Source organism: Flavivirga algicola (genome assembly GCF_012910715.1).
GTDB classification, from domain to species: Bacteria; Bacteroidota; Bacteroidia; order Flavobacteriales; family Flavobacteriaceae; genus Flavivirga; species Flavivirga algicola.
The window spans coordinates 339,916-355,597 of sequence record NZ_JABBHF010000001.1 but is presented as its reverse complement, the minus strand read 5'-3'; the positions used below and the strand labels follow the sequence as shown (position 1 = coordinate 355,597).

General features: G+C 33.9%; 18 protein-coding genes. 3 read left to right on the top strand and 15 right to left on the bottom strand.

Annotation, left to right across the window (positions count from 1 at the left end):
• Both HHX25_RS01415 and HHX25_RS01410 read right to left on the bottom strand, forming a co-directional pair.
• Positions 1-555 (bottom strand): OsmC family protein, encoded by a 555-nt coding sequence (locus HHX25_RS01415; RefSeq protein WP_169669329.1) that lies wholly within the window; start codon positions 553-555, stop codon positions 1-3.
• Positions 556-734: 179 nt separating this feature from the next.
• Complete coding sequence (locus tag HHX25_RS01410) at positions 735-2,567, bottom strand: sigma 54-interacting transcriptional regulator (RefSeq protein ID WP_169669327.1); 1,833 nt, start codon at positions 2,565-2,567, stop codon at positions 735-737.
• 181 nt (positions 2,568-2,748) lie between these two features.
• Here HHX25_RS01410 and HHX25_RS01405 point away from each other — a divergent pair, with 181 nt between their 5' ends.
• Positions 2,749-3,087 carry a DUF4870 domain-containing protein gene (locus HHX25_RS01405; RefSeq protein ID WP_169669867.1) on the top strand — a complete coding sequence of 113 codons (339 nt, stop codon included), beginning with the start codon at positions 2,749-2,751 and terminating at the stop codon, positions 3,085-3,087.
• A 274-nt stretch (positions 3,088-3,361) separates the two neighbouring features.
• On the opposite strand, the gene dnaN is transcribed toward HHX25_RS01405, so the two are convergent.
• The 7 genes from dnaN to HHX25_RS01370 form a co-directional block, all read right to left on the bottom strand.
• The gene (gene dnaN / locus HHX25_RS01400; RefSeq protein ID WP_169669325.1) at positions 3,362-4,480 is read right to left on the bottom strand and encodes a DNA polymerase III subunit beta; all 1,119 of its coding nucleotides are present in this window, start codon (positions 4,478-4,480) and stop codon (positions 3,362-3,364) included.
• A gap of 85 nt (positions 4,481-4,565) precedes the next feature.
• Complete coding sequence (gene gldG, locus HHX25_RS01395) at positions 4,566-6,233, bottom strand: gliding motility-associated ABC transporter substrate-binding protein GldG (protein WP_169669323.1); 1,668 nt, start codon at positions 6,231-6,233, stop codon at positions 4,566-4,568.
• Positions 6,226-6,711, bottom strand: a complete 486-nt coding sequence (locus tag HHX25_RS01390) for a hypothetical protein (protein WP_169669321.1) — start codon at positions 6,709-6,711, stop codon at positions 6,226-6,228. Before HHX25_RS01390 ends, gldG begins: the two co-directional genes overlap by 8 nt.
• Entirely contained in the window at positions 6,708-7,427 is a 720-nt protein-coding gene (gene gldF / locus HHX25_RS01385; RefSeq protein WP_169669319.1) for a gliding motility-associated ABC transporter permease subunit GldF, read from the bottom strand. The genes HHX25_RS01390 and gldF overlap by 4 nt, the downstream gene beginning before the upstream one ends.
• A gap of 160 nt (positions 7,428-7,587) precedes the next feature.
• Positions 7,588-8,133 (bottom strand): cysteine hydrolase family protein, encoded by a 546-nt coding sequence (locus tag HHX25_RS01380; protein WP_205957968.1) that lies wholly within the window; start codon positions 8,131-8,133, stop codon positions 7,588-7,590.
• A gap of 2 nt (positions 8,134-8,135) precedes the next feature.
• The gene (locus HHX25_RS01375; RefSeq protein ID WP_169669317.1) at positions 8,136-8,432 is read right to left on the bottom strand and encodes a putative quinol monooxygenase; all 297 of its coding nucleotides are present in this window, start codon (positions 8,430-8,432) and stop codon (positions 8,136-8,138) included.
• Between the two features lies 1 nt (position 8,433).
• Positions 8,434-9,270, bottom strand: a complete 837-nt coding sequence (locus HHX25_RS01370) for an SAM hydrolase/SAM-dependent halogenase family protein (RefSeq protein ID WP_169669315.1) — start codon at positions 9,268-9,270, stop codon at positions 8,434-8,436.
• A gap of 142 nt (positions 9,271-9,412) precedes the next feature.
• Between HHX25_RS01370 and HHX25_RS01365 the strand changes: the two genes are divergently transcribed.
• Together HHX25_RS01365 and HHX25_RS01360 are read left to right on the top strand one after the other, a co-directional pair.
• Entirely contained in the window at positions 9,413-10,366 is a 954-nt protein-coding gene (locus HHX25_RS01365; RefSeq protein ID WP_169669313.1) for a PhoH family protein, read from the top strand.
• A gap of 148 nt (positions 10,367-10,514) precedes the next feature.
• Positions 10,515-11,462 (top strand): phosphoribosylaminoimidazolesuccinocarboxamide synthase, encoded by a 948-nt coding sequence (locus tag HHX25_RS01360; protein ID WP_169669311.1) that lies wholly within the window; start codon positions 10,515-10,517, stop codon positions 11,460-11,462.
• 37 nt (positions 11,463-11,499) lie between these two features.
• On the opposite strand, the gene HHX25_RS01355 is transcribed toward HHX25_RS01360, so the two are convergent.
• The 6 genes from HHX25_RS01355 to HHX25_RS01330 all read right to left on the bottom strand — a co-directional run bounded on the left by HHX25_RS01355 (position 11,500) and on the right by HHX25_RS01330 (position 15,569).
• Complete coding sequence (locus HHX25_RS01355; protein ID WP_169669309.1) at positions 11,500-12,090, bottom strand: LOG family protein; 591 nt, start codon at positions 12,088-12,090, stop codon at positions 11,500-11,502.
• 33 nt (positions 12,091-12,123) lie between these two features.
• Positions 12,124-12,864 carry a YARHG domain-containing protein gene (locus HHX25_RS01350; RefSeq protein WP_169669307.1) on the bottom strand — a complete coding sequence of 247 codons (741 nt, stop codon included), beginning with the start codon at positions 12,862-12,864 and terminating at the stop codon, positions 12,124-12,126.
• Between the two features lie 62 nt (positions 12,865-12,926).
• Positions 12,927-13,466: a DUF4269 domain-containing protein gene (locus HHX25_RS01345; RefSeq protein WP_205957967.1), complete on the bottom strand. Its 540-nt coding sequence runs from the start codon at positions 13,464-13,466 to the stop codon at positions 12,927-12,929.
• Positions 13,467-13,523: 57 nt separating this feature from the next.
• A complete protein-coding gene (locus tag HHX25_RS01340; protein WP_169669305.1) occupies positions 13,524-13,919 on the bottom strand; it encodes a DUF2750 domain-containing protein in 396 nt (131 codons plus the stop codon).
• A 125-nt stretch (positions 13,920-14,044) separates the two neighbouring features.
• Positions 14,045-15,166: a chromate efflux transporter gene (gene chrA / locus HHX25_RS01335; RefSeq protein WP_169669303.1), complete on the bottom strand. Its 1,122-nt coding sequence runs from the start codon at positions 15,164-15,166 to the stop codon at positions 14,045-14,047.
• A gap of 28 nt (positions 15,167-15,194) precedes the next feature.
• On the bottom strand, positions 15,195-15,569 hold the full coding sequence (locus HHX25_RS01330) for a TfoX/Sxy family protein (RefSeq protein WP_169669301.1): 375 nt from the start codon (positions 15,567-15,569) through the stop codon (positions 15,195-15,197).
• Positions 15,570-15,682 lie beyond the last annotated feature (113 nt).

The following is a 15,682-nucleotide window of genomic DNA, read 5'->3' as shown; positions in this document are numbered from 1 at the left end:
CTACTGCTTTACAATTTCTATTGAAACAGGAGTTGGATTGCTAATCATATCAAATACAGGAGAAAATTTAGCTAAATTCTCTAGTTGTTCGGCAGAAGCGTCAGACTTTACATTTAATTTGAATTTAATCCCATCAAATCCCATACGCACTTCTGGGTCTAATCCTAAAAATCCATGTAAATCACATCCGCCTTCTAAAGTAGATGATGCGCTTTCGATGTCGATACCATTTGCAGCAGCATGATAAGTCATGGCGGCAGTTAAACAAGAACCTAAAGCATGTAATACGACTTCTGGTGGTGTAGGTGCTAAATCGTTTCCTAATAAAACATTTGGGTGGTCACATTCCATAGTGAAGGTTTCTTCTCGAGATGTGTCTTCTTGTCCTACGCCATAGAATCCTTTAATATTGGATACACAATGTCCGCCATTAATCCATTCATTTTTAGATCTGAATTCGAATTTTGCTAGTTCAGGATTTTGTTGAACTGCTCCAATTGTTTCCACTAATTGATCTACGTTTACTCCGTTTTTTACATTCGCTGTTGTAATCATTTTTTCTAATTTTTAAAATTGTTAAACATTATCGTTTGGTTGGTATAAAGCTAACGACGTGCCAAATATTTTAACACACTTAAAATTAGATAGTTGTGTGTGTTTTGGTTTTTCTGAATCGTAATGATATTTCGTTTATTTACGAAATATCGTTGATCTTTTTATGAGATTTCGTGAATTTATATGGGCCGTTCTATGCCCAAGGCCTTAATTCTGGAAGTTAAAGTCGTAGGAGGGAGCTGCAATAAAGAAGCGGCACCATTTATTCCAGATATTTTCCACTTGGTTTGTTTGAGCGCTTTTAAAATATTCTCTCTTTCTAAGGCAACAAGTTCCTTTGATGTTAAGATTTTTTCTTTGATGCTTGCTTGCGGTATGTCTGTTGAAATTGTATTGTTTGGAATTATAGCTCCCCAATTTATGATACCATTTTGTGAAACGATCACCGCGCGTTCTATTAAATTTTGTAATTCCCGAACATTGCCTGGCCACTTATAAGAAGTAAGTAATGCTTTTTCGGTTTCAGATAATTCAACAATGGGTTTATTTAATTTTTTAGAAAACTGAGTAATCATTTCACTAGCAATCAAACAAACATCATTTCCTCTGTTTCTAAGTGCAGGAACTTCAATTGGGAAGACATTCAGTCTATAGTATAAGTCTTCTCTAAACTTACCTGCTTTAGAAAATTCAAAAAGGTTTCTATGGGTGGCTGCAATAATTCTAACATCAACTTTAATAGTTTTAGAGCTTCCAACGGGATCAAATTCACCTTCTTGAATAATACGTAATAATTTAGGTTGTAATTCTAATGGCATTTCACCTATTTCATCTAAAAAGATAGTGCCTTTGTCAGCTAATAAAAAACGCCCTTTTCTGCTAATGGTAGCACCTGTAAAAGCGCCTTTTTCATGCCCGAATAACTCACTTTCAATAAGGTTTGCTGGGATCGCACCGCAATTAATACGAATTAAAGGTTTATCATTCCTATTACTTTCTTTATGGATGGCTCTGGCAACTAATTCCTTGCCTGTTCCTGTTTCACCGTTTATTAAAACCGTAGCATCAGTTTTGGCTACTTGGTGAATAAGGTTAAGTGCATCTTTCATGCTTTTATCTTCAGCTATGATACCATAACTACTGGTAAGTTCTTGAATTTCTTCAGCTAAATATTGGGTTTGCTTTGTCAATAAATTTATTTTGTCTTCAGCAACCAGACGTTCTTCAATATTTCTAAGAATAAGCGTGTAAAAGGTTTTTGTATCGGTACCATATTTACTTATAGTGCCCTCGTTTAAGGTTTCGGTATTGTGCGACCCGATTACTTTTACAATATTTGGCAGGTAATTGTTTATTGATTTTTTGTCGTCTTCTGCTTTAACAATCGATTCTATTAAATGGGCACTGTCTTCATCAAAGAAGAATAGGACATTGCGTTGTAGGGTATCGTCATTTTCTAATAGGATATTAGCGGAAGGGTTGGTGAGTACAATTCTGAAGTCGTCACTAAACATGATAATAGCATCCATAGCACCATCAATAAGCCCCTTCATTTTACTGTTTGCTATCTCAATTTCTTGTTTGGATGATGCTAAACGCTCCTGAATTGTATCTAATTCGCGGTGCCGTTTTATCATAACCGATAAGATACCTTGTGCAAAACCACTGTCTTTTTTGATTAAATCTAAAAAATGCTCCCTTTCAATTTTTAAAACCTTAGTGCTTTCTATAGCTGTAACAGAAGCCGAACGTGTTTCATTATCTATTAAGGCATATTCGCCAAAACAGTCTCCAATACTTAACGTACCGTAAATATGGCCTTTGTCATGGACTTTTACCGAACCTTTTAAAACAGCATACATAGAATTTCCTATGGTGTCTTTCTCGAAGATGACTTCATTTTTTATATAGGTCTCTTCTGTAATATGATTACATAGGTGTTTAAGTGATTCTTGAGAAACTTCAGAGAAAAAAGAAATTTCGGATAAAAAATTTATGAGGGTTTTAGCCACTTTTACTAATGTATGGTTAGATAATGATTGTTAAAGATATTAATTATTATCATAGTTTTATAGTTCAGCGTTTTAAAACCTTACTTGTAGGAAACTTGTTTTGGCGAAATAATTTTTTTAAAGTGTAACATTTAGATGAAAGTTACGTCAGATAAGTATCAATCAAAACAAAATCACTATGATGAGACAAGATAATCAACTTTTAGTCATCACACATCTCAGCCAATTGATATTTTTGGTTACAGGGTTTGGCAGTTTGATACTGCCTCTGGTGTTGTGGCTTACGCAAAAAGAAAAAGTGTATCAAATGGATGCACACGGTAAAAATATTATAAACTTCCAGTTAAGTTTAATCGTTTATTGCCTGCTTTGTATTCCTCTAATATTATTATTTGGTCTAGGTATATTAGGCTTTATAGTACTGGGTATCATATCTATAATTTTCCCAATTATAAATGCTGTTAAGGCAAGTCATGGGGAAGTACCAGTATACCCGTTCTCTTTTAATTTTGTAAACTAAGTTACGGGAAGCAAGGTAAAAAGCCAGTATATATTTTTAAATATTCTTTATCTCTAGATTTTATTAGTTAGTTAGGTTATACTTGAGATAAACTAAACGCTCACTATTTGGTGGGCGTTTTTTACTTCTAACTTTTACGCTAAGCTTATTAAATTTAAAGACGGAAATTTTATTAGTGGAATTAGGTCATTATAAGAAATAAAAAAAGACGCATATCAAAAACTTAATTGGTATGCGTCTTTTATATTTTAACCCTGACCAGTGCAGGAGTGAATTAACTATTTAACATCACGGGCATTACAAGCATGGTAACTTGTTCTCCTTCATCAAGCCCGTCAATAGGTGTTAATATACCAGCTCTGTTAGGCATGCTCATTTCTAACTGTACTTCATCAGACCCTAGATTGTTTAGCATCTCAGTTAAGAAACGCGAATTAAAACCTATCTGCATGTCGTCACCTTGGTAGTCACAAGTTAGGCGTTCTTCAGCTTTATTGCTGTAATCGATATCTTCTGCAGAAATATTAAGTTCTGCACCAGCAATTTTTAAACGTATTTGATGCGTTGTTTTATTCGAAAAGATACTTACACGCTTCACAGAGTTTAAAAACTGCGTTCTGTCAATAACTAATTTATTAGGGTTTTCTTTTGGTATAACCGCCTCGTAATTAGGGTATTTTCCATCAATTAGGCGACAGATTAATATGGAGTTTTCAAACGTGAATTTTGCATTCGATTCGTTATATTCAATCGTCACATCATCTTCACTAGCAGCCAAAATACCTTTTAAAAGATTTAAAGGTTTTTTAGGCATAATGAATTCTGCTACTTGATTCGCTTTAATATCCTCACGTGTATATTTTACTAATTTATGAGCATCAGTAGCTACAAAAGTCAACCCTTCTGTTGAAAATTGAAAAAATACGCCACTCATTACAGGGCGTAAATCATCATTTCCAGCAGCAAAAATGGTCTTACTAATAGCTGTAGCCAATACATCACCAGTAACGACTGTTTTACTTGGGTCTTCAAGAGCGACTGCTTTGGGAAACTCATTGCCATCTGCATAAGCTAAAGCATATTTACCATGATTAGAACTAATTTCAACCGTGTTATTATCTTCAACAACAAAGGTAAGTGGTTGCTCGGGAAATGTCTTTAAAGTATCTAATAACAAACGAGCAGGAATGGCAACACTCCCCTTACTATCACTCTCAACATCAAGTGATGAAGCCATAGTTGTTTCTAAATCGCTTGCCGAAACAGTTAATTTAGTATGGTCTAATTCAAATAAAAAATTATCTAAGATAGGCAGGGTGTTAGAGCTATTAATGACGCCTCCTAAAACTTGCAATTGTTTTAACAGATATGTACTGGATACTATAAATTTCATGTATTTATACTAGGGTTTATATTTTAATAAGCTACCTACAAATATATTCGATATGTACAAGAATTCGAAAGAAACTTATTAACATTTATGAAGTATATTTTTTCTTTCTAATGTAATTAAAACCTAAACCAAAAAGTATTAACAATACCATTGGAAATGCGATGTTTATAAGCTGCCACCTCGTTTTTTGTGCTGCTATTTTTTGCTGATCGAGAAACGCCATGGTGATTTCCTTAGATCGAATGTTTATAAGTCCATCATCATCTAGCAAATAATTAACGGCATTCAGTAAAAATTCTTTGTTCCCATAAGTTTTTCCTGTCCAACGGTCAAAACCTAATTCTTGTGGTTTATTTTTTAATACATCATTTTTAATGACATCGCCATCAGCAACAACAATCATTTTAGTAAAGGGGCTTTTATTTTTTCCCTCTGAAAGCTGAAAAGGTTTTATACGATTGTTAAATACCGAAGTAAATTCGCCTTCTAATAAAACGGCCAGTGTTTGGTTGCCCTTATTGAAAAGTGTAGGTTCGGGTTCCTTGGTTACTAAATCCAGGCTGACTTCTCTTGGGGTACCCTCTAGTTTTGTTAAAGGAGCTGTTTCTAAAAGGATGGTTTTGTTAATATTGTTTTTAAGTGTATCAATTTGGTTTGCAAAATCGAATTTTACAAGGTTTAAATTGTTAACAATAGGGTGGGTGCTGTTAGAAGATGCCAATGGTGAATAAGGCCATCGTAGCGGCTGAAATTGCGATTCACTGCCTTCTCCTATAGCCAGTGTAATTGGAGCAGAGTAGAGGGTACTTATCATGACTGGATTAATACGGACACCATACTTAAAAAAGAAATCGGTTAAATTTAAATCTCTTGTTACGGCAAAGTTTTTGCCCGTATCATTATACAAACTATCTTTTTCCATCGCCACGGCATCAACAAGCCATAAACTTTTGCCCCCGTTCATGGTAAATTGATCCAAGACCAGTTTCTCTTCTTCTGTGAACGCTTTCGTAGGTTTTGCAGAAATTATTAAATCGAATGCTTTGATGTCCTGAAGCGTCTTTTGGGGATTACTGGCAACACTATCCAAAGTAAATGGTGCAATAAAATAGTATTCACCAAGTTTTTTTGCAAAGTCTGCAATGTATTTGTCTTCTAACTGATCGTTACCTTTTAAAACCGCAATTTTTCTGCGTTTGGGTTTTGTTAATTTGTTAAATCCGTCTGAGAAAGCATATTCCAAATGTTGCACTGAGTTGGTAACCAATTCCTGTTGAGTGGCACCTATTTTGTTTTTAATTAAAGGAATGATAACAGTTTGGTCATTATAACTAGCTAAAGCCCATGGGAAAATAATAGCTTGCGTCGTTTTTCCATTTTCTTGCTCTCTTAATTGCATGGGGGTTAGCCCACGTTGTGTAAGTTGTTGAATGTTTCGTTCTCGGGTAGATTCATCTTCCAGCGGATTAATAAAACTGAAAAGGATGTTACTGTTTTTTGTCGAGAACTCTTCAAGCAACTGTTTGGTTTCTTTTTGGAGGCGCCTGAATTCCGAAGGAAAATCATCACCTTCTAAAAAAATATCTACTATAATTGGGGATTCTACATCTTTTATAATGTTTACGGCAGACTCACTTAGTGTATAGCGATTGTCTGTAGTTAAATCGAAGCGTTTAAAAACTTTACTGCCTAAAAAATTAATTGCAAATATGGCAACTAAAAGTATGGTTATATGTTTTATATTTTTATTCAAAGGTTTTCTCTAATTGATATTGTTTTATGCTTTCAACAGTATTGTTATTGAATGTAAATTCAATACATTCTTGCATATTGTTAAAAGCCCCTGGTTTAAACCCCATGTTGTAATTCCATTTTTCAGGGGAATTGGCTTTGATACGATCATCCCAACCGTACCATTCGCTTTTTCCTAAAGCTGCTTCTACGTCTTTTTTACTTTTGCTAAGAAACAAATTTTTATCAAGTATTTCTTTGCTCATCTCATAGCGTAATGCAGGCTTGTCTTTCCAGGCTTCGGCATCAAAATGTTTTTGATGGTGATAACTGCTAAAAATGTTTAGTACTGGGTAAAACACATAAAAATAAGCTACAGGTGTTAATACCAAACTTATTGATAAGCTCACCCATTTACGTTTATCTATTGTGTTTGCAAATAGCCAAACCAATATGAAAACAAGTATTAAAAAAACAACAAATAAAGGCGTTAAAATCATTTCTTTTCTCTGTTTATATTTACTTTGGTTAACATTAAAAAGAAAATAGTAACACTTAAAAAGTATATGATATCACGTGTATCAAGAACACCACGACTCATACTTTTATAATGCACACTCATGCCTAATTGTTCTATGAAATCACTTGATGCAAAATCGGCAATACCTTCAAACCCTATATAAAATAGAAAGCAAATAAAAACGGCTATGATAAATGACACAATTTGATTATCTGTAAGGGAAGATGCATAAATTCCAATGGCTGTGTAAGCTGCAATTAAAAATAAAAGTCCGAAATAAGAACCAAGTGTACTGCCCATATCTAAATTGCCAACGGGGCTTCCTAATTGATAAATGGTATAAACATAAAGTAAGGTTGGTATAAGAGCGATTAGAATTAAAATAAAAGCACCAAAATATTTTCCTAAAATAATGTTCATGTATGCTATTGGTTTGGTGAGCAAAAGCTCAAGGGTGCCTTGTTTTTTCTCATCAGAAAAACTACGCATAGTCACAGCAGGAATCAAGAATATTAAAATCCACGGGGCTAATAAAAAGAAAGCCGATAGATCTGCAAATCCATAATCCAAAATATTAAATTCACCTTTAAATAACCATAAAAACAAACCATTTAAAACTAAAAAAATGGCTATGACTAAATAGCCAATAGGTGATGCGAAAAATGTATTTATTTCTTTTTTGAGTATTGCTAACATTTACTTTATTTTGAACGTCAGTTCCAGTGATCTTTTTGACTGCCGTTTAAGATAGTACAAAGTGACGCGCTAATCTAAATAATTTTATTTTCTATTTGAAGAATCGCCAAAACAAATTTATCAATTTGTCGCACAAAGACGATTTATCTGTATCAAAATTTTATAATGAACTTGATATGGTTTTAAAATCTTCAACTTTAATAACTCCTTTTGTTGGAATCATATTTTGCCAAACCCAATTATAATGTTCGATGACTTTTATTGCGCTTAGATGCGGTCTGTTTCCTGTTGTATGAGCATCTTTAACGACTGTAATGCTATAATCTTTCGCCAATGCAGATTGTACGGTTGCTTCTACGCAAAAATCGGTAGCACAGCCAGTAATATACAATTCGGTAATATTGTGAGCGTCTAATTCGAATTTAAGATTAGAATTGTAAAACACATCGTTTGCATATTTATTAATTAATATATCTTCTTCAACTACATGTAATTCAGACACTATTTCCCATGCTTCAGTATTGGGAATAAAATTATTATCCCTTGTACCATCATGTTGAATATAAAAAACGAGGTTTCCAGAAGTTCTAAACTTATCGGCTAATGTATTAATCCTTGTCACAACACCAAACGTATGATACCGGGGTGTTTCTGGAGTAAAAGATCCTTTTTGCATATCGATGACCAGAAGTGCTTTTTTACCCATTATCAATTTAAGGTTTCTAATTTATCAACACTCCACGCCATTGGAGGGATATTAAATAAAGGTTTGGTTTTGGCCCAAACGTTTTTAAAGACATCAGATTGTCGGTAATTTTCTAAGTCATTTTCGGTATCCCAATAGCTGTAAGTGAAAAATATCGTTGGATCGTTTTTATCTCTATAAAGTTCTAAAAACTGGCAGCCTTTAAAGCCTCTAATTTTTTCTTTGTTAGCTTCAAAGTTAGCAAGAAAAGGTTCTATGTTTTGTTCGTAAAACCCCATTTTTACAATCCTAACAAACATATTATGTCTTTATAAAATTAACACTAATGGCATCCATTAAGCCAAGTCCCATAAGTGTTGACGCACTGCCCACTGTACCACTATTGCTTTTGTAAACGGCAATTTCTAAAAAATCTCCAGAATTAAAAACCACCAAGCCTCTACCTTCGTCATTACGTTTGTTTTCTTCTATTTCAAAATTTACAAAATCACTGTATTTCTTATAAATAGTCTTAAACTTGTTATTTCTTGCCGAAATTTCAAAAGCACGCCCTTTTTGTATGGCTTCAAAAAAACTTCTTTTAATATTGGTAATCACATTGCCATAGTTGTCAATGTAGATAACGCTGCCAATAATTTGTGTTTTATCGTCATTTACATAAGGCACAATGTTCTTAATGGGTTTTATTTCATGAATCGTTTTTCCAATGACTTCCAAAGTGCCACCACGGGCAATATGACATGCTGCTTTTACGAATACATCCAAAACAGGAAAGCTGGTTTGTATTTTATCGTGAATGTTAATTTCTACGATTTTTTCGGGTGCAATTTCTGTACAAATCATACTCATGATACCATTATTGGCACAGATAAAAAAATGATCATCAAGTTTAATGGCTATGTGCTTGTTTTCTGGATTTATCTCAGAGTCAATCCCAATAATATGGATAGTGCCTTTAGGAAAACTACTGTATGCATTTTTAATGATGTAAGCAGCTTCAGGAATACTAAAAGGCGATATTGAATGAGAGATATCAACAATTTTAACATCATGAAGTTCGCTGTAAATAGCTCCTTTTGTCGCACCGGCAAAGTGATCTTTTTCACCAAAATCAGTAGTTAATGTGATTATCGCCATCGGCAAATTGTTGATATGTTTTTAGGGTTTGGTCACTCAAATTTATGTATTTTTGAGTTTTAACAAAATTAGTAAAATCATTTCATCGATTAAATATTATTTTAATTTAAATCGGATGAAATACAAAATTTAATTCACGCCTTTGAACGAAATTGTAATCGAACTTGAAGAAATCACTCCAAAAGAGTTTTTTGGAGCCCAAAACGCGAATATTGCACTTCTAAAAAAGTATTTTCCCAAACTAAAAATAGTCGCTAGAGGAAATAAAATTAAAGCCTTTGGAGATGAAGAATTATTAGAGGAATTCGATCGTAGAATTACCATGCTTTTAAAACATTTTGCAAAGTATAATAAGCTTGATGAAAATGTTATTGAGCGTGTTTTAACAAGCCAAAGCAGTGAGGATTATACGACCTCAAAACAAAGTGGTGAAGTGATTGTGCACGGTGTGGGAGGAAAAACGATTAAAGCGCAAACAGTGAATCAACGTAGGTTGGTAGAACTTATGCGTAAAAATGATATGGTTTTTGCTATTGGCCCTGCAGGAACAGGAAAGACTTATACGGGGGTGGCCTTAGCGGTACAAGCTTTAAAGAACAAGGAGGTTAAACGCATTATTTTAACCCGTCCTGCTGTTGAAGCGGGTGAGAATTTAGGATTTTTACCAGGTGATTTAAAGGAAAAACTAGATCCGTACATGCAACCGTTATATGATGCCTTGCGTGATATGATTGCTCCCGAAAAACTGGCACATTATATAGAGAACGGAACTATTCAAATAGCACCATTGGCTTTTATGCGTGGGCGTACGCTCGATAATGCTTTTGTGATTTTAGATGAAGGTCAAAATACAACACATGCGCAAATGAAAATGTTTTTAACTCGAATGGGGAAGAATGCCAAGTTTTTATTAACAGGAGATCCAGGGCAAATTGATTTGCCGCGCCGCACTATTTCTGGTTTGAAAGAGGCGCTTTTAATTTTAAAGAATGTAGATGGTGTAGGGATGATATTTTTAGATGATAAAGATGTGATTCGGCATAAATTGGTTAAAAAAGTTATTGAAGCATACGAAGGGATAGAAAATAGATCTTGATTCGGTATTCAGTATAAAAATTAAATCGTTATGTCATACCAAAGTTTGTCGAAAAACAGCAAACTGAAGCGCTAACGATAAAAAGCAAAATTAAGTTTAAACTAAAATTTTCTCCCTTTGGGAGATGCCTGAAAGACAGAGAGGGAACATGAGTAATACAATAATAGACACTAATTTCAACTTTCCAAACCAACAAAATGTTTACAAGGGAAAAGTAAGAGAAGTATATAATATCAATGATGACGAACTGGTTATGATTGCTACCGATAGACTTTCTGCGTTCGATGTTGTCATGCCAAAAGGGATTCCGTATAAAGGACAAATTTTAAATCAGATTGCCACTAAAATGATGGCGGCGACCGAAGATTTGGTTCCTAATTGGTTAACCGCCACGCCAGACCCTAATGTAGCGGTGGGGCATTTGTGCGAGCCTTTTAAAGTAGAAATGGTTATACGTGGTTATATGTCTGGTCATGCTGCACGTGAGTATAAGGCAGGTAAACGTATGCTTTGTGGTGTACCAATGCCAGAAGGCATGAAGGAAAATGATAAGTTTCCCGAACCCATCATAACACCAGCAACCAAAGCAGAACAGGGTGATCATGATGAGGATATTTCACGTGAAGATATTTTAAAACGCGGTATTGTTTCGGAAGCAGATTATGTCGTATTAGAAGATTATACACGTAAATTGTTCCAACGCGGAAGTGAAATTGCGGCTTCACGAGGACTTATTTTGGTAGATACTAAATATGAGTTTGGAAAAACGAAGGGTGGACAAATTGTATTGATTGATGAAATACATACGCCAGATTCATCACGTTATTTTTATGCAGATGGCTATCAAGAGCGTCAAGATAAGGGTGAGGCACAAAAGCAGCTTTCTAAAGAGTTCGTGCGTCAGTGGCTCATAGAAAATAATTTTCAAGGACTAGAAGGTCAAACAGTTCCTTTTATGAGTGATGCTTATATAGAGACTGTTAGTGAGCGTTATATTGAACTTTATGAAAATATTACTGGAGAGACTTTTGAGAAAGCTGATGTTTCCAATATACAAAAGCGTATTGAGGAGAATGTTTTGGCATACTTAAAGTAAGTTTATTGTTTGGTTATGAATGGATAGCTCGAATTTTTTATTTGTTGGAATGGTTTTTTTTATCAATCCATTTTCCCGCAGTTGGTGCTTTATAGTTTTTCATTTTGAAAAGTAAGTTATCAATGTCATCGCTAATTAAGACCATTTCACGGTTTACCTCTTTCAAAAGACCTTTGTTTACCATGGTATTTAAAAGATTGATTAGATCATCGTAAAAGCCATTGATATTTAGCACACCAATAGGTTTTTTATGAAGTCCTAATTGTCCCCAGGTTAACATTTCAAAAAACTCATCTAATGTCCCAAAACCACCAGGTAATGTAATAACGCCATCACATAAATCATTCATTTTAGTTTTTCTTTCATGCATGGTCTCTACTAAAATTAATTCCGTAAGTTCTTGGTGTGCGATTTCCTTTGATTTTAAGAAGTGGGGTAGTACCCCAATAACAGTCCCTTTTTCCATTAAAACACCATTCGCAACGGCTCCCATCAATCCGACTTTGGCACCACCATAAACTAATCCTATGTTTTCTCTTGCTAATTTTTGACCAAGGAGTTTAGCTTTGACTTCAAAAACATCTTCAGTTCCAGAGCTCGAACCGCAAAAAACAGTAATTCTATTCATTTAAATTGGTTTTTATTCAAAATTATTACATATCTATTGGTGTCGCTCTAATTTTAAGATCAAATTTACATTATGTTTTTCAATAGCATTCAATTTTGGACTGCGGGTTTTTCTCATGGATCTGTACCATGCTTTTTTTAAAAAATACTTTTCCATTGCACCTCCTTTTTTGAAAACATGGCCATTTCGAGCAAATGTTTCATTTCTCATAATTTTCAGATCATCTTTTGAGTAAGATTGGAGGTCGTTTGCAGATAATTTAACAAAACTTGTTTCAGGGTGTTTTCCAATTGGTTTTTTAATAGAGTTGCCCTCATTAAACTGAATATAATGGTACACTTTTCCATTTTCTGTTTCATTATGGAAGGAGGCCAAACCTTTTGTTCCTTTTTTTAAAAACAAGTTAGAGTCGTCTGAGCATATATATAGTTGATATGAAGCAGAGCCTAAATAAAGTATTCCTTTTTTATATTTAACAAATTCTCTGTCGTATTTTAAAACCCAGGTATCATTTTCCCAACTGTTATATTTTGTGCGAGCAAAGAGTCTATCATTACTATATATTATTTCTAGCTGGGATTCATCTTCTGAGCTGCCAAAGCGATAGCTGCCTTGATAGTCGGGGAGGTTCGGTTTTTCCATTTTTTTAAGACTTGAAAAATTGATCTCTTCGCTTCGATCGGAGGCATAAGCCTTGTATATGGTATTGTTGGTTTGACAAAAACAGGTTAAAATATTTGCTATTAATAAGACGGGGGCAATTATTTTTTTCATTTTTCTAATTTTATGTTAGTAGTTTGGGTAAACTATATTTTAATGTGATCTTAGCCCTGATACTATTTCGTTTTTTTAATATTAAATTTTAACAATTCAGTATATGGGTTTCCTTTTAATCCAAGTAATGTGGCAAATGCAGGTTCGGTTTTAATTCCAGATGATTTAAGCTTAATAATTTCTTCTTTAAATGTCAATCCTTTTTGTTTTAGGATCCAGTTTTCGATAAGCATATGTTTGTAGGCATTTTGTTCTTCAGATGGTACATTCTGTCCAAAAACCTCAAATGTAAAATTTTTGGTTTTAAACTTCGAAATGGTAGATTTTATACCATTTATTTTCGTTGAATAAATGCAGAAATCACTTTTGTTACCAAACGCTTCTATTAATGTTTTTGAAAATTCAGAATGGTTTTTACAATCACAGATTATGTCCAAATCACTTTCGGGTAAGTCAATTTCTATAGGAATCGTCCCTGTTAAAATAGGGTTGTAATTTTTAAGCTTCTCAAAAACTTTAAATTCATTAATTTCGTAATATGCCAATTTTTGTCGGCTGTTCCCGCTTTTTAAATAGTCGATGTTTTTAAAATCATTAATCAATTTTAGTTTTTGTTACATTGTATATAGCGTTTGGTATGCGCGCTATTTTAATACTGTTTATTTTTTTGTTGTAACTGGTTTTTGTTTTTCATCTTCCCAACTAGGTCTTATATGATTAATCCATTTTATTAAATTTTCTGGAGAAACATCATATCCTGTTACATGTTTCCCACTCCAATTAATTCCAACCAAAAACCCATTATTTTTTAGACCTTTCAGCCAGTCTTTGAAAAACTTAAACAAGTCAATTTCAAATGGTTCAAAACCTTTATATGCTGGTACATTTTTAATGATTTTTTCAACTCTTGATTTACTCGACCAAACTGGCATTACTCTTTTTCCAGAGCTGTTCTTTGGCGCAGGAAAACCTCCGCTATCTTTTATGGTCCAAAGTCTGTTTGAAGATTCTACATCACGGTAGAAAATTGAAGCTTGCGAAGCAGATTGACTCATGATTTTCGAATTTTTGGAACAATGATACATACCTTTTGTTCCATTATATTTAACTACAAATCTAGAAAGTTTTAATAAACAAAAAGATTGTTTGTTAAAAGAATTGCAAGAAAATTATTAAGATTTTACATTAAACTCAATAGAAAACCCAAGATAGCACCACCCAAAACAATAAAGGCACTATTCAATTTTTTAAATATAAAAACAACAATTAAACTTACTGCCGCAATAATAATAGTACGCCAGTCTGTAACTGTATCTTTTATCATTTCTATACAAACAGCAGCTATTAAAGCAACTGCGGCGGTATTTACGGCATCTAAAATAGCTCTAATGATTTTTGATTTCCGCATTTTAGGAATCAAAGGGTTCAAAATTAAAACGAAAAGAAAGGAAGGTAGAAAAATTCCAAGGGTAGCTGCAAGGGCTCCCCAAATACCATTCATTTGCCAACCAATAAATGTTGCTGTGGATAAAACAGGCCCAGGTGTAATTTGTCCGATAGCAACAGCATCAATAAGAGCTTGTCTGGTAAGCCAACCGTTTGCAACTAGTTCAGCATCTAGAAAAGCAAATAGAACATAGCCGCTACCATACAAAATAGCACCTATTTTTAAAAAGGTAAGAAATATTTTTAGGGTTCCTGCTTTTAGAGGGTCTGTAACTTGAAATATTAAAAGAGGAATAAAACTATTTAAATTGGCGCTGTTTTTTTTAATAAAATAGATTAATAAGCCTAATATTCCTGCGCCAAATAGAGCAACTATTTCGTTAATTCCAAGTAAACAGGCAACAATAGTTACACTGCCTAGAATAGCTAGTTCTATGTTTTTTATAGCCTTTTTTCCAAGACGAAAAGCTGCCATTAAAATAATAGCAATAACAGCAGGTTTAATACCATAAATAAAAGGTTCTACATTGGGGAGTTGTCCATATTCTTGATAGAGGAAAGCCAATACAGCTGTAATGACAACAGCTGGGAGAATAAAGCAAATACCAGCAACAAATAATCCTTTCCATCCAGCACGTTCGTGTCCGCAATGCATCGTCATTTCTGTAGAATTTGGTCCTGGAATCAAGTTTGTAGCTCCAACAAGATCGAGAAAGTGTTCTTGTGTCATCCACTTCCTTTTCTTTACAACTTCATCTTCCATCATGGCAATATGTGCTACTGGGCCACCAAATGCAACACTGCCTAGTTTGAAAAATAGTTTGGCAATTTCTATTAGCTTCTCTTTTTGAGACATATTATTGCGTTATAAAGTAAACTGTAAATTATTTGGCTTTCTTCTTTTTGGGTTTACTTGCTTTTGCTAACGGATTAAAGGCAATGCATAAATCTAACCAGTAAGATAGATCATCATCGGTATCAAAGCCATCTGGTGTCACAAAAATATACCCACGCATAGGGCGGCCTGTAAAGTCCATGGGCAAACATTCTGTTTTCTTAAGTTCATCTTCGTAAACAGATTCACCAATACGGGCCATTAGTAAATTATCACCATATTTTTTGTCTAAATGTATGCCGCAAAGCATTTTATTATCGACTTTAAAGCATAAACCGCCCATCATTTTAAGTTCTGAAAAAGCCGTTCTTTTTTCTTTGAGTTGCTGCCGTATTCTATCGGCTAAATATTCGTCATAAGCCATAAAAAAGGATTTGTTTAATGTCTACTTTTAAGTTGAACTAGGAGTAAATTTAATGGATTTATAAATACGATTAACAAAGAATTATGACCAATTGAAATAATTTACCAAATTCT